This window comes from Trinickia soli (genome assembly GCF_002879855.1).
Taxonomy (GTDB): domain Bacteria; phylum Pseudomonadota; class Gammaproteobacteria; order Burkholderiales; family Burkholderiaceae; genus Trinickia; species Trinickia soli.
The window spans coordinates 33,632-47,672 of record NZ_PNYB01000011.1 but is presented as its reverse complement, the minus strand read 5'-3'; the positions used below and the strand labels follow the sequence as shown (position 1 = coordinate 47,672).

Here is a 14,041-nt window from a genome sequence, read left to right as displayed (position 1 = left end):
AACCACGGCCCAAGCGATAAATAAAGCGCTTCCGAGCGGCATGCGTATCAACGAATATCTTTAAAAAGACCGAGTTAAACCGTGCCGATCGACGCAACGATCAGCACACGACGTGCTTTAAAACGAGAAGTAAATCGACCTTACAAACAAATGTTACAAATTGGCTAAGTGCTCTTGATGGCGTTTGCAACTGTGGTGAACACCGCGTTGATATTTGTGCCTATGTTGCCCACCATCGTGGCGATAGCCGCGGCGATAAGTCCCGCGATGAGTGCATACTCGATGGCGGTAACACCGCGATCTTCGATCAGGAAACGCTTGACGAGCTTCTTCATGATTAGGCCTCGTATAGTCGATCAATGTCGTGCGGGTCTTGCTCGCCGGCAGGCAACGAAAGGCCGGCAGCAATCATGATTGCCCGACCCGTCGTACCTCTTATCGTTACTTCCTTGGCGTGCCGTTCGCCCGCGTCACGGTTCCGGCAGTGCGATTCTGCTGATGACCTGCAGAGAACGATTCGATAGGTGCCTCCAGTCTTTTCGGCATTGCTATTGTTATGGCCGTTGCGAGTGAACGAGCAATAGCAGCACACGGCGACTCTACCCTTACTAACGGCGCTTTGTGAGCATTGCTGCCTTAGGGGTTACGATAGTTTAGATCAATTCCACTAAAAATTTCGAGCCTGCGCGGATTGCACGTGTTACGGCGACGCGGTAACGAAAGACCGCGCTCGTTACGTTACGTTTCGTTTCAATCGCCGATTTGCGTCGATATTTCGCGGCGCTTTCCAACGCCTCGTGCATTCGCGTATCGCGCCAAAAGCCTTATGGGTGCGACGCGTCCTCCATTTTCCCGTCCCGCCCGAAACGGTTCTCCAATGAACTGGCACAGCCATTGCAGAGCTTGCGCCCGCAACTATTTCGATAAACCTAATGCGAGGAACCGCAATGAACACAATGAAAAGAGACGGGGTATTGCGCGGCACGTGGATCGCAGCGGCAGTCGCCACGATGCTTTCGCTGACGGCTTGCGGCGGCTCGGGCACCCTGAGCCAGGGCCTCGGCTCGGGTGCCGGCAGCGGCGGCGGCAGCGGCACGCTGGCCTCAGGCAGCGGCGGTGCGGCGGGAGGCGGGTCTTCGTCGACGGGCGGTTCGGGATCGGGCGGCACCACGACATCTGGCGGGGGCGGCGCAACCAGCGGCGGCACGACAACCTCGGCCGGGGGTGGTACGACTGGAGGCGGCACGACGACTTCGTCGGGCGGCGGCACCACGACCAGCCCGACGGCAAACGCGATGGGCCAGGTGATCGGCAGCACCGGCGGCGTCATCAGCGCGCTCGGCGCTGCCGTCTCCAATGGCGGGACGACGGCCGGACAGCAAACGCTGCCCGGCACGAACCCGCAAACCGCGCAGGCGGCCGGCGGCGTTTTGCAGAACGTCGGCGCCGCGGTGTCGACGCTCGGCAACGGCGTATCGCAAGGGCTCGGGCAGCTAGCCGCAACCAGCAACCCGGTCGGGACGACAGTGGTCAGCGCCGGGCCCGCCGTCAGCCAACTCGGCAACGCCGTCACGAGCGCGGGCAATCTCGTGACGAGCCTTGGCGCCGGCGGCCCCCTGTCGCCGCTCGCCTCTGTCACCGCACCACTCGGCGGCGCCCTCGGCACGGTCGGCGGCGCCCTTTCCAGCGCAGGCTCAACGCTCGGCGCGTCACTCGCGAGCGGCGCAGTGCAACAAGTCACGCAACCCCTCAGCACCGCGATTACGCCGATCACGTCCGTGCTCAGTTCGACGACGCAGACCGTCGGCACCTCGAGCGGCATCGGCCCGCAACTGGCCAGCGTGCTTGGCACCGTCAGCGGCGGCCTGAACAAGGCCGGCAGCACGCTTGCCTCGACGGGCGGCAACCCGGTCACGAGCGGCCTCGGCGGCGTGTTGACGGCGACCGGCGCTGCAACGACTTCCGTCGGCGGACTCGTCACGGGAGGCAATGCGAGCGCAAGCCCACTCGCCCCGCTGACCGGTGCGCTATCGAGCCTCTCCGGCACCGCCGGCGGCAGCGGTGCGACGAGCAACCCGCTTGCGCCGATCACCGGTTTGACCTCGACGCTGACGGGCGCGCCCGGCTCATCGAGCGTGAGCGGAACCCTCGGCTCATCGAGCGTCACCGGCACGGTCGGCTCGACGACCCTCACGGGCTCGCTCGGTTCATCGAGTGCGGGCGGCACGACGGCAAATCCGCTGGCGCCCGTTGCCGGGCTCGTATCGACGCTCACCGGGACGCTCGGATCGCCCACTGTCGGCAGCGCCAGCGGCAATCCGCTGGCGCCAGTTGCCGGGCTGGTCTCCACCATTACCGGGGCCGTCAGTCCACCGGCCAACGCGACCACTACCGGCAGCAACCCGGCCGCCCCCGTCGCAGGCCTCGTCACCACGATCACGGGCGCATTGACCGGCGGTACCGGCAGCGGCAGCACAACCGGCAGCTCGAATCCGCTGTCCGGCCTTTCTTCACTCACGAGCGGACTCACGGGTTCGCTCCCGAAGAAATGAACCACCCCATCACGAGGAGCACAATCATGTCGAAGAAACAAACCCGGTTGATCGTCGCCGCCGCACGCACCAACGCAACGACGCTGCGCGCACCGCTAACGGCTTTCGCCGTCGCTTATCTGCTGTCGGCCTGCGGCGGAGGTGAGCTCACCGTGCCGCCGGCAGCCGCGGCCGGCGGCACGGTCACACCGCAACCTCAGCCGGACCCGACACCTACGCCGACCGCCGCCGCCACCTCGGGCGCACTGACCACGCTGGGCTCGACGGCGAGCGACCTCGGCGGCACCGTATCGTCAACCACGATTCCCGGCGTGAGCCCCGCCGTTTCGCAGAGCGTCGGCGGCACGGTCGCCGCGACGGGCACCGTGCTCGACGCGGCGGCGAACGCGGTCAGCAGCGGCCTCGGTCAGATCGGCTCGACTTCGAATCCGGTCGGCACGACGGAAGCCGGGATGGGCAGCACGGTCGCGGCGACGAGCGGCGTCGTCGCGGGCGTTGCATCGACGGTCAACGCGCTCGGCACCGGCCCGCTGTCGCCGCTCGCCCCCGTGACGACACCCGCTGCGGGCGCGCTCGATACGGCCGCCAACGGCATCAGCGCGGGCGGCCAAGTGCTTGGCAATGCCCTCTCCTCCTCGGCCGTCCAGCAAGTGACGCAGCCGCTGAGCTCAACCATCACGCCGCTCGTCGTCACGCTGGGACAACAGACGCAAAACGTGGGGACGACGAGCGGCATCGGCCAACCGGTCTCGGGTCTGCTCGGCCAGGTCGGCGGCGCCGTACAAAGCGGCGGCGCTCAGCTTGCCGGCGCTTCGTCCAACCCACTTGCGGCCGATGTCGGACATCTCGTCTCGAGCGTAGGCAACACGGTCACAAACGCAGGTGGTCTCGTGAACCCCAACGGCCCCAACGGCGCCGCGCCGATCCCCGGGCTCATCACCAGCCTGGTAGGCAGTTCGACGACGGCCGTTCAGCCCGGCACGCCATCGAGCGGCAGCGGCGCGGGCAGCGGCCCCCTCTCATCGCTGACGGGCCTGCTCGGAAGCGGGGGCGCCGCCAGCCCCCTCTCCTCGCTCACGGGTGCGCTGGGGGCGGCGGGCGGAACGACGACGGGAACAGGTTCGGCCACAAGCGGGCTGAGCTCACTGCTCGGAGGCGGACTGCCCGGACTACCCGGACTACCGCTCGCAGGCAAGTTGCCTTGAGCCACGGCGAATTCGCGCGGGCCGCACCGACGGCTCGCGCACCGGCGCCTGCGAAGGTCGAGCGCCGGACAGACGATGCAAATGATGCAGATATTCGAAGCCGGCAAGCGCAATAAAGCCTGCTCATAAGATCAAGCCAACGAGGACAACATAATGATCAGGAGTGCCAACCAATGGTTCTGCCTCGCCATCGCCGCTGCTTCAACGGTCAGTCCGGCGCTGGCGCAAACCCGGCCGGCCGCAAGCGGCAACCCGCTCGAAGCGCTGCCTCAGATTCGAACGCCTGAGCGCGCACCAGGCGTGAGCGTGCAGATCCGGCCGAACGCAGCGCAGTTGCAGCAACTCCTCGCCACGCACCTGACGCCGGGCAAGGTGCAAATCGACGGCGTCAAGGCCATCGCGTTCTCCGATGTCGCGCAGCACTTTTCGCCGCTCGTCGGCAAAGATGTCACGATCGGCGCGCTCGTCGAAGCCGCCAATGCAGTGACGCGCCTCTATCAGGCACGCGGTTACGCGCTTTCGTTCGCGTTCATTCCGGCGCAGACCTTCGAAGACGGCGTCGTCCACGTCACCGTCGTAGAGGGCTACGTGGCAAGCGTGAAGATCGCCGGCAACGCGGGCGGTGCCGAGCGCAGGATCCGCGCGATCGCCGATCACATCCGCAACGAGCGCCCGCTGAGACGCGCCACTTTCGAACGTTACGTCAATGCGTTGGGATTGTTGCCCGGCATCAAGATCTCCGCGACCGTCGAACCGCCGCAAACGACCGACGGTGCCACTGCGCTCGCCTTGAAGGTCGATCGCAAGCCCTTGAACGTGGCCACGGGCATCGACTTCCATCATCCCGGCATACAGGGACTCGTCACGGTCACCGAAAACGGACTGGCCTCGCTCGGCGAAGATCTCAGCGTGTCGGCACTCGTGCCGAAGGGTCGCGACAATCAGACCTACTACGCGTTGAACGGCGCGTTGCCGATCGGTAGCGAAGGACTCGTTGCAAAGATCAATGCATCCCACTATCACGGCAACCCCGTCGACAATCCGGGGCTTCCGTCCTATGTGACGCGCACGGTAGTCAACGACAAGCTGGGCGTTTCGGCGGCCTATCCGCTCTATCTGAGCAATGCCCGCAGCCTTGTCGGCACAATGTCCGCGTATGCGTCGCATGACGAGAACAGTTATCTGAATACGCTGACAGGCGCGACGCTTTCACTGCGCTCGCAGATTCGCGTGGTGCAGGCCCAGCTCGACTATGTCGCTTCGCGTTCGGGGCAAACGCGCCGCGCCAGTCTGAATATCGCGAAGGCGTTCGATTTGCTCGGCGCATCGAAGACCGGGGAGACCAACGTACCGGGCGTGATTGAAACCAATCCCGTCTCCCTAACGTTCGTCCGCACGGGTGCAAGCTTCTCGCAAACGAATGAGTGGCCGTTCAAGATCGGCACCGCGGTGGCCCTCACCGGCCAGTACAGTCCGGATTCGCTGCCGACGTCCGAACAGATCGCCTTCGGCGCGCAACGTTTTGGGCTCGGCTATGAGCCGGGCGAAGCCTCGGGCGACTCGGGCTTCGGCGCATCGTTCGAGATCAACCGTGCGATCGCCGTCGGGGCGCGCTATTTGCAGAGCTTTACGCCCTACGTCTTATTCGACATGGCACGCGTGTATCTTCACACAGGCCCGGCAGCGCCGGCCAAACTCTCTTCGGTCGCGCTGGGGTTTCGCATCAGCGACAGCAAGCATTACAACCTCGATCTGTCCATCGCCAAAGCTGTGGGCGATGCGCCGATCGAAAGCCCGTCGCGCGGCCCCCGACTGAATGCGACGTTCTCTTACCAGTTGTTCTGATGGAGTCGACTGGACGCGCACCCCGGAGCCGAAACATGCCTTTTGCTCCGTTCTGATTAGAGGTACCACTATCAAACGAGCGGCGTCTTTCGCGCGTATTCTGGGCGGATTCGAAGAAGACGCGACGCGAGCCGATTTGATTTCGATTCGCCGCCGCGCAGTTGAAACGACAGTCAGTTGATAAACAGGAGGAAACATGACGCACTTGCACTTCTCGCATCACGCCAAAGCGACAGCCTGGAACGTCGTCAAACGTGCCGCCGTAGCGGGCGCCCTGCTCGTCGGCGCCGCTGCCGCCTTTGCTCAGGGCAACAGCACACCTGTAGGCGTATGGCAAACGATCGACGACAGCACTCACCAGCCCAAGGCGCTCGTGCAAATCTCGCAGAACGACGATGGCACGCTGAACGGCAAGGTGATCAAGGGGCTCAACCCTGCCGACAAACCGGACAAGCGCTGCACGGCCTGCACCGATGAACGCAAGGACCAGCGCATTCTCGGCATGACGATCATCACGAGCATGAAGCAGGACGGCGACAAGTGGGACGGCGGCAATATCCTCGACCCCGAAAACGGCAAGGTCTACAAGTGCAATATGCATTTGGAAGACGGCGGCCGGAAACTCGTCGTGCGTGGCTACATCGGCTTTTCACTGCTGGGCCGCTCGCAAACCTGGATTCGCCAGGACGCAGCGGCGCAAGCGCAAAACTGAAGCACATCGCCGCGCGATCGGTCCCGCCCCGCTGTTTGCCCCGACTGCACTGCGATGCAACGCTGCGCCGCGGCCCGGACGAAGGCGATGCCGGGGCCGCTCACGCTGCGCGGCGTAGCGATGCAATATAAGCGAGCTTTGGCACGTTGACAGTGACAAAAGGTGTCGCCGGCATACGCGCCTGCCTGGCCGGATTTTTCGCGCGCATACGGCCTTTGATCGTCTCGCCCAGTTCCACGCCGGCATCGCCGTATAGCCGCGTGAGTACTTGTTGAAACAGACCTGCCGAGTGCCACGCCTTGAACCGCCGATGGCAGGTTTGATAAGCGGGATAGCGCTTGGGAAGCGACGCCCAAGCCGCATTGCTGTAAATCACCCAAAGCACGCCGTTGAGTACGGCGCGCGTATCGGTCAACGGGCGGCCGCGCACCCGCCCACGAGAATGGAACTCCGGAAAGAGCGGCTCGATGCTGCGCCATTGCTCATCCGTGATGTCGCTGTATGGGGTCATAGGCGCCTCCTTCTGAGAACAAGGAAATGCACGATATGCCCCGGCACGCGCAATGACTATCGGAATACTCCGAAAATGCATTGCCTGGCCGAACAGGCGCTCACCGAACAGTCGGCTCAGTGGCGCGGTGCGGTATGCGATCGGCTAGGTCAGCGACGTGTCCACGATCCTTCTTGGCGTCTCGAGATACTCCTTCGATTGCATCTCGACCAGTCGCGAAACGGTGCGGCTGAATTCGTTCGCCATCGGCCCTTCGACGTAGAGATCGTCGGCCTTCACGGCTGCGGACATCAACAGCTTGACTTTGTGATCGTAGAACACATCGACGAGCCAGGTGAAGCGGCGCGCCTCCGAGGCCATACGCGGCGACATTTGCGGTACGTCAGAGAGGATGACCGTATGAAAGCGTGTCGCGAGTTCGAGATAGTCGTTCTGCGAACGCGGCCCGCCGCATAGCGTGGCGAAATCGAACCAAACGACGCCGTCGGCACGGCGCAGCGCCTTGATCTCGCGTTTCTCGATATGCAGGATCGGGCTTTCGTCGGGCACGGCGGCCAGCTGGGCATAAGCCGTGCGCAACGCACGGTCCGCCTGCGCGCCGAGCGGCGTATGGTAGACGCTGACCTGCGCGAGCGTGCGTTGGCGATAGTCGACGCCGGCGTCGACGTTGAGCACATCGAGCCTGGACTTGATGAGCTCGATCGCCGGCAGGACGCGATCGCGATGCAACCCATCGGGGTAGAGCGTGTCCGGGTCGTAGTTCGACGTCATGACGAACTGCACGCCGTTCAGGAACAGTCGGTCGAGCAGCCGATACAGAATCATCGCATCGGCGATATCCGAGACATGGAACTCGTCGAAGCAGATCAGGCGGTACCGCTTCGCCGTACGCCGTGCGAGCTCGTCGAGTGGATCGGCCTGCCCTTTCAGTTCTTCAAGCACGCGATGCACTTCGCGCATGAATTCGTGGAAGTGAATGCGCGTCTTGCGCTGCACGGGCACGATCGCATAGAAGCTATCCATCAGAAAGCTCTTGCCGCGCCCTACTCCGCCCCACATGTAGACGCCGCGAGGCAATTCCGGGTGAATGATCAGCTTGCGCAGCGCGTTCGAACGACGCGCCTTGTAAGTCGTCCACTCTTCGTAGCATCGCTGCAAGCGCTCGACGGCCGCCAGTTGGGCCGGATCCGCCGCGTATGCCCGCGTCTCGAGCTCGTGCTCGTAATATTCGATGACGTTCATCGTGCAAATAAAAAAGACGAAGGCGGGAGGGATCCGCCCCACCCGCCTTCGCCGCAGTATCCCGGCCCCGGCTGGTACACCGGGCGAGCCGTTACTTATTGAGCGCGCGCTTGTCGACGTCGAGCGCCGCTTCGCGCATCACTTCCGACAACGACGGGTGCGGATGGCAGATGCGGCCGATGTCTTCCGACGCAGCCTTGAACTCCATCGCCACGACCGCTTCCGCAATCAGATCCGAAGCGTTGGCCGAGATGATATGCACGCCAAGCAATTCGTCCGTCTTGGCATCGGCGATCATCTTGACGAAGCCGTCGGACTTCGCGATACCGAGCGCGCGGCCGTTGATCGAGAACGGGAATTGGCCCTTCTTGATCTCGCGGCCTTCCGCCTTGAGCTGCTGTTCCGTCTTGCCGACCCATGCGATTTCAGGCTCGGTGTAGATGACCCACGGAATGCAGTTGTAGTCGATATGCGGCTTCTGGCCGTCGATGATTTCGGCCACCAGGACGCCTTCGTCTTCAGCCTTATGCGCCAGCATCGGCCCGCGCACGACGTCGCCGATCGCGTAGACGTTGGGCACGCTCGTGCGGCAATGGTCGTCGACGTCGATGAAGCCGCGCTCGTTCGCCTTCAGGCCAATCGCTTCGAGGCCGAGGTTATCGGTGTTCGGCACGCGGCCCACCGACACGATCAGGCGATCGGCTTCGAGCGTCTGCGCGTTGCCATCCTTGTCCGTGTAGGCGATCGTCACGCCGTTGCCCGACGTTTTCACTTCGCCGATCTTCACGCCGAGATGAATGTCGAGGCCCTGCTTCTTGAACACCTTCGCCGCTTCCTTGGCGAGCGCTTCGTCGGCTGCGCCGAGAAATTGCGGCAACGCTTCGAGCACCGTCACGTCGGCGCCCAGACGGCGCCACACCGAACCGAGCTCGAGCCCGATCACGCCGGCACCGATCACGGCCAGCTTCTTCGGCACCGCTTCGAATGCAAGTGCGCCTTCGTTGTCGGCGACGATCTTGTTGTCGACCGGAACGTTCGGCAGGTGGCGCGCCTTCGAGCCCGTCGCGATGATGACGTTCTTGGCCGTCACGACTTCACTCTGGCCTTCGCCGCTGACTTCGATCTGCACGCCGCCGTCGACATTGCCGACGAATTTGCCATGACCTTTGAGCCACGTGATCTTGTTCTTCTTGAACAGATACTCGATGCCGCCCGTCATCTTCTCGACGATGCCATCCTTGCGCGCCATCATCTTCGTGACATCGATCTTCACGTCGCTCGCGCTGATGCCATGCACATCGAGGTGGTGCGAGGCGTTTTCGAATTCTTCCGACGAAGCGAGCAACGCCTTCGACGGAATGCAACCGACGTTCAGGCACGTACCGCCGAGCTTGAGGGTGCCGGCCGGATTCTTCCATTTTTCGATACAGGCGACCGTCTTGCCGAGCTGCGCGGCGCGGATTGCGGCGATATAGCCACCCGGACCCGCGCCGATCACGACGACGTCAAATTGTTGGGACATGACAATCCTTTTGCTGACGCAGCGGGGCGCGTTGCTGAGCGCGCGCCGCCGCGAATGTGTTCGGTGCTTCGGTGCGATTGAATGCGCTCGCCAGGAACGGCGAGCGCGAGCATTACAGGTCGAGCAACAGGCGGGCCGGATCCTCGAGCGCGTCCTTCATCGCCACGAGCGAGAGCACGGCTTCGCGGCCGTCGATGATACGGTGATCGTACGACAGCGCGAGGTAGTTCATCGGGCGAATCACGATCTGGCCGTTTTCGACGACGGCACGCTCTTTGGTCGCATGCACGCCGAGGATCGCCGACTGCGGCGGGTTGATGATCGGCGTCGACAGCATCGAGCCGAACACGCCGCCGTTCGAGATCGAGAACGTGCCGCCCGTCATCTCTTCGATCGACAGCTTGCCGTCCTTCGCCTTTTGGCCGAACTCGGCGATCTTCTTTTCGATTTCGGCGAGCGACAGTTGATCCGCATTGCGCAGGATCGGCACGACGAGACCGCGCGGCGAGCCGACAGCGATGCCGATGTCGAAGTAGCCGTGGTAGACGATGTCGTTACCGTCGATCGACGCGTTCACGAGCGGGAACTTCTTCAGCGCATGCACGGCCGCCTTCACGAAGAACGACATGAAGCCGAGCTTCACGCCATGTTCCTTCTCGAACTTGTCCTTGTACTTGTTGCGCAGGTCCATGACGGGCGCCATGTTCACTTCGTTGAACGTCGTGAGGATGGCGTTGGTTTGCTGCGACTCGAGCAGACGCTCGGCGATACGCGCGCGCAAGCGCGACATCGGCACGCGCTGCTCGGGGCGATTCTGCAGCCAGGCGTCTGCCGAAGCGGGCGCCTTCACGTCCGGCAGCGACGGCTTGGCCGGCTTCGCGGCCGGGGCCGGTGCGGCGGCCGGAGCCCGTGCGGCAGGTGCGCCGGCGGCGAGCACGTCACCCTTCGTGATGCGGCCATCGCGGCCCGTACCTGGCACCTGGTCGGCCCCGAGGCTCTTCTCGGCCATCAGCTTGCCGGCTGCCGGCGAAGCCACGCCGCCGGCCGTCGCCGTCGCAGCGACGGGGGCCGCTGCGGCAGGCGCGGCAGCTGCGGCAGGCGCAGCGGCGGCAGCGGGCGCAGCGGCTGCGCCGGCCTTGCCTTCGGTGTCGATCTTCGCGAGCAGTTGCTCGGATGCGACGATGTCGCCGTCATTGACGACGACTTCGGCGAGCACGCCCGAATCGGGGGCCGGCACTTCGAGCACGACCTTGTCCGTTTCGATTTCGACGAGGATCTCGTCGCGCGTCACCGCTTCGCCGGGCTTCTTCTTCCACTGCAGCATCGTGCCTTCCGAAACCGACTCCGAAAACTGCGGAACCTTGACCTCAACAATAGCCATTTGTACTTTCCTGAACTCTTTATCTGGTGTGGGAGGCGAACCGCCCTCGCATCGCTCTCTCGCGCGCCTCGCGCTTCAAGACGACGCGGGAAAGCGCCTACGCGCTTTCCCGGTTCGCTGTCGTCTGGTTATTTGGCGATCTGTGCGCTCTTGAGCCGGCCGAACGCGCCTTCGATCAACGCCTTCTGTTGCTCGTAGTGCTTGGCGTAGTAGCCCACCGCGGGCGAGGCCGAAGCGGGACGGCCGCTGTACGCCAGCTTCTGTCCTTCCTTCATGCCTTCCCTCAGGTGGTGCTCGATGTAGAACCACGGCCCTTGGTTCTGCGGCTCGTCCTGCACCCACACCACTTCCGTCGCGTTGTCGTACTTCTTCAGCTCCGCTTCGAACTGCTTGTGTGCGAACGGATAGAGCTGCTCGATACGGAAGATCGCAACGTCGTTCGCCTTCGCTTCGCGGCGATGGGCGAGCAGGTCGTAGTAGACGCGGCCCGAGCACACGACGACGCGCTTGACCTTCTTCGCATCGATCGTGCCGTCGGCTTCGCCGAGCACCGGCTGGAACGAGCCGTTCGCGAGTTCCGACAGATCCGACACCGCTTCCTTGTGGCGCAGCAGCGACTTCGGCGTGAAGACGATCAGCGGCTTGCGGAACAGGCGGATCATCTGGCGGCGCAGCAGGTGGAAGATCTGCGCGGGCGTCGTCGGTTGCACGACTTGCATGTTGTGCTCGGCGCACAACTGCAGGAAGCGTTCGATACGCGCCGACGAGTGCTCCGGCCCCTGGCCCTCATAGCCGTGCGGCAGCAGCATCGTGAGACCGGACACGCGGCCCCACTTCACTTCGCCCGACGAGATGAATTGGTCGATGACGACTTGCGCGCCGTTAACGAAATCGCCGAACTGCGCTTCCCAGGCGACGAGCGTATTGGGCTCTGCCGTCGAGTAGCCGTATTCGAAGCCGAGCACGGCCTCTTCCGACAGCACCGAGTCGATCACCGTGAATTTGGCCTGGCCGTCAGCCACGTTTTGCAGCGGAATGTACGTGCCGTCGTTCCAGCGTTCGCGGTTTTGGTCATGCAGCACCGCATGGCGGTGCGTGAACGTGCCGCGGCCCGAGTCCTGGCCCGTCAGACGCACGGCGTAGCCCGAAGCGACGAGCGACGCGAACGCGAGATGCTCGCCCATGCCCCAATCGAGCGGCGACTCGCCACGACCCATTGCGCGGCGATCGTTGATGACGCGCTCGACGAGCGGATGCACCTTGAAATTCGCCGGAATCGTCGTGACGCGCTCGGCCAGACGCTTCAGTTCGGCCAGCGGGACGGCCGTATCGGCCGCGTCGGTCCACTTGCGGTTCAGGAACGGCACCCAATCGACGGCGTACTTGCTCTTGTAGTTCGAGAGCACCGGGTCGATCGTGTGATGGCCTTCGTCCATCGCCTGACGGAAGGCCTTGACGTAGTTCTCGCCATCCTCAGCCGAGATGACGCCCTGCTGCACGAGCTTTTCTGCGTACAGCGCGCGCGTGCCCGGATGCTGGGCGATCTTCTTGTACATCAGCGGCTGGGTGACGGCCGGCGTGTCCTGCTCGTTGTGGCCGAGCTTGCGGAAGCAGACGATGTCGAGCACGACATCCTTCTTGAACTGCATCCGGAAATCGATCGCGATCTGCGTGGCCAGCACGACGGCTTCGGGATCGTCGCCGTTCACGTGCAGCACCGGCGCTTCGATCATCTTGACGACGTCCGAGCAGTACAGCGTCGAGCGCGCGTCGCGCGGATCGGAGGTCGTGAAACCGATCTGGTTGTTGATGACGATGTGCAGCGTGCCGTGCGTGCCGTAGCCGCGCGTTTGCGCGAGATTCAGCGTTTCCATCACGACACCCTGGCCTGCGAACGCCGCATCGCCGTGGATCTGCACGGGCAGCACTTGCAAGCCGTTGTCGTCGCCGCGGCGATCCATCCGCGCCTTGGCCGAACCTTCGACGACGGGGTTCACGATTTCCAGGTGCGACGGGTTGAATGCAAGCGACAAATGGACCGGGCCGCCATCGGTGGCGACATCCGACGAGAAGCCCTTGTGGTACTTGACGTCGCCGGCCGGCAGATCGTCGACGTGCTTGCCTTCGAATTCGGCGAACAGATCCGACGGCATCTTGCCGAGCGTGTTCACGAGCACGTTCAGACGGCCGCGGTGGGCCATGCCGATGACGATTTCCTGCACGCCCTTCGCGCCTGCGTGACGAACGACTTCGTCCATCGAGGCGATGAAGCTTTCACCACCTTCGAGCGAGAAGCGCTTTTGGCCGACGTACTTCGTGTGAAGATAACGCTCGAGCCCTTCGGCTGCCGTCAGGCGATTGAGGATGTGCTTCTTCTTGTCGGGCGTGAAATTCGGCGTGGCGCGGATCGATTCGAGTTTCTCTTGCCACCAGCGCTTTTGCTCGGGATCGCTGATGTACATGAATTCGGCGCCGATCGTGCCGCAATAGGTGTCGCGCAGACCCTTGACGATATCGCGCAGCGACGCTTGCTCGAACCCGAAATACAGGTTGCTCGCGCTGAACGTCTGGTCCATGTCGGCTTCGGTGAAGTCGTAGAACGCAGGCTCGAGTTCGGGAATGGCGGGACGCTCGCGGCGCTTCAGAGGATCGAGATTGGCCCATTGCGAGCCGAGAAATCGATAAGCGCTGATCAGGGACTGAACGTAGACTTGCTTGCGCGCAGTGCCGAGGTTCTCACCGGCTTCGCGCGGGATGAAAGCGTTGGCCTTCGCCCGTTGGGCGAACGACTCGACAATAGGCCCGTGAGCCACGTCGCTCGCGGCGCTGCCGTCCGAGGCAGGCACGTTTTGCAACGCGTCAAAATACTCGCGCCAGTTATCGGGGACTGACGCCGGGTTGTCTAGGTATTGCTCGTACAGTTCTTCAACGTACGGAGCATTGCCGCCGAACAGGTACGAGTTCAGCTGGAATTGCTTCATCATGTTTACGCTCACCTTTCTTCGAGCTTCTCGAGAAATAGCGGGTTACTCAACCTTCCGCGACACGGCCTGACCGTTTAGCGGATTGCG

At 63.4% G+C, this 14,041-nt stretch carries 10 protein-coding genes; 4 read left to right on the top strand and 6 right to left on the bottom strand.

The window, feature by feature from the left end:
* Nucleotides 1-164 precede the first annotated feature (164 nt).
* The gene (locus C0Z19_RS14375; RefSeq protein WP_102610516.1) at nucleotides 165-335 is read right to left on the bottom strand and encodes a Flp family type IVb pilin; all 171 of its coding nucleotides are present in this window, start codon (nucleotides 333-335) and stop codon (nucleotides 165-167) included.
* A gap of 612 nt (nucleotides 336-947) precedes the next feature.
* Here C0Z19_RS14375 and C0Z19_RS14370 point away from each other — a divergent pair.
* The 4 genes from C0Z19_RS14370 to C0Z19_RS14355 all read left to right on the top strand — a co-directional run bounded on the left by C0Z19_RS14370 (nucleotide 948) and on the right by C0Z19_RS14355 (nucleotide 6,314).
* Nucleotides 948-2,552 (top strand): collagen-like triple helix repeat-containing protein, encoded by a 1,605-nt coding sequence (locus C0Z19_RS14370; protein WP_102610515.1) that lies wholly within the window; start codon nucleotides 948-950, stop codon nucleotides 2,550-2,552.
* Between the two features lie 26 nt (nucleotides 2,553-2,578).
* Nucleotides 2,579-3,757: a collagen-like triple helix repeat-containing protein gene (locus C0Z19_RS14365; protein ID WP_102610514.1), complete on the top strand. Its 1,179-nt coding sequence runs from the start codon at nucleotides 2,579-2,581 to the stop codon at nucleotides 3,755-3,757.
* A gap of 153 nt (nucleotides 3,758-3,910) precedes the next feature.
* Nucleotides 3,911-5,602 carry a ShlB/FhaC/HecB family hemolysin secretion/activation protein gene (locus C0Z19_RS14360; RefSeq protein WP_102610513.1) on the top strand — a complete coding sequence of 564 codons (1,692 nt, stop codon included), beginning with the start codon at nucleotides 3,911-3,913 and terminating at the stop codon, nucleotides 5,600-5,602.
* 196 nt (nucleotides 5,603-5,798) lie between these two features.
* Nucleotides 5,799-6,314, top strand: a complete 516-nt coding sequence (locus C0Z19_RS14355; RefSeq protein WP_102610512.1) for a DUF2147 domain-containing protein — start codon at nucleotides 5,799-5,801, stop codon at nucleotides 6,312-6,314.
* Nucleotides 6,315-6,414: 100 nt separating this feature from the next.
* On the opposite strand, the gene C0Z19_RS14350 is transcribed toward C0Z19_RS14355, so the two are convergent.
* From C0Z19_RS14350 to C0Z19_RS14330, 5 genes are all read right to left on the bottom strand, one after another.
* Complete coding sequence (locus tag C0Z19_RS14350; RefSeq protein ID WP_158242984.1) at nucleotides 6,415-6,825, bottom strand: transposase; 411 nt, start codon at nucleotides 6,823-6,825, stop codon at nucleotides 6,415-6,417.
* A 144-nt stretch (nucleotides 6,826-6,969) separates the two neighbouring features.
* Nucleotides 6,970-8,067 (bottom strand): cell division protein ZapE, encoded by a 1,098-nt coding sequence (gene zapE, locus C0Z19_RS14345; protein ID WP_102610510.1) that lies wholly within the window; start codon nucleotides 8,065-8,067, stop codon nucleotides 6,970-6,972.
* 91 nt (nucleotides 8,068-8,158) lie between these two features.
* Complete coding sequence (gene lpdA / locus C0Z19_RS14340; protein ID WP_102610509.1) at nucleotides 8,159-9,589, bottom strand: dihydrolipoyl dehydrogenase; 1,431 nt, start codon at nucleotides 9,587-9,589, stop codon at nucleotides 8,159-8,161.
* A 112-nt stretch (nucleotides 9,590-9,701) separates the two neighbouring features.
* Nucleotides 9,702-10,970, bottom strand: coding sequence for a 2-oxoglutarate dehydrogenase complex dihydrolipoyllysine-residue succinyltransferase (gene odhB / locus C0Z19_RS14335; RefSeq protein ID WP_102610508.1), 1,269 nt, complete (start codon nucleotides 10,968-10,970; stop codon nucleotides 9,702-9,704).
* Between the two features lie 128 nt (nucleotides 10,971-11,098).
* Nucleotides 11,099-13,954 (bottom strand): 2-oxoglutarate dehydrogenase E1 component, encoded by a 2,856-nt coding sequence (locus C0Z19_RS14330; protein WP_102610507.1) that lies wholly within the window; start codon nucleotides 13,952-13,954, stop codon nucleotides 11,099-11,101.
* Nucleotides 13,955-14,041 lie beyond the last annotated feature (87 nt).